Consider the following 617-nt stretch of genomic DNA (forward strand, 5'->3'; position numbering starts at 1 on the left):
GGCCAAGCGCGAGGCCCTGGTCGCCCGGCTGGCGCGTCAGGCCCTCGACACACCCCTCTAGGCGCGGTTGCGCCGCGTCGGGGCCGCGGGACCGCTGGATCGGCCGGGCACTGCGCCCGGCCGCGGCGTTGGTGAGCGTCAGCGCTTGAACTTGCCCTCGTACTTGAACTCGGGCGCCGCCTTCAGCTGATCCTTGCTGGCGCCGATAATGGCCTTCCACTTCTTGGCGTCGGCGTCGTAGCCGATCGCGATCGAGCTCGGGGCCACCGCGACGTAGCGCTCGCCCATACCGAGGAAGCCGCCGACGGAGACGATGTATCCGGCCAGCTTCTCGTGATCGATCACGAGGTCCTTGATCTCGCCGACCGTGTTGTTCTGCGCGTCGGTGACGTTGAGGCCGATCAGGTTGTAGCTGAGCACCGCGTCCTGCGGGACGGTCTCGAATTTCGGCGCGACCGTCGCGGGCGCCTCGTTGGCGGCGAAGGCGGGGCCGGCGAGGGCGGCGGATGCGAGGGCAGCGAGGGCGAGGCGGCGCATAGTGAACTCCGATGGCCCGGTATGGGTGCTCGGAAATCGTCGCCTCGATCGCATCGTTCCTCGCATTAACCTTTCCGTTT

Annotated in this window: 1 protein-coding gene; it reads right to left on the reverse strand. The window is 68.2% G+C overall.

The window, feature by feature from the left end:
- Positions 1 to 138: 138 nt before the first annotated feature.
- A complete protein-coding gene (locus tag ACU8YC_RS25580; protein WP_446896045.1) occupies positions 139 to 537 on the reverse strand; it encodes a PRC-barrel domain-containing protein in 399 nt (132 codons plus the stop codon).
- Positions 538 to 617 lie beyond the last annotated feature (80 nt).

Source organism: Citrobacter sp. VF227, from assembly GCF_052950715.1.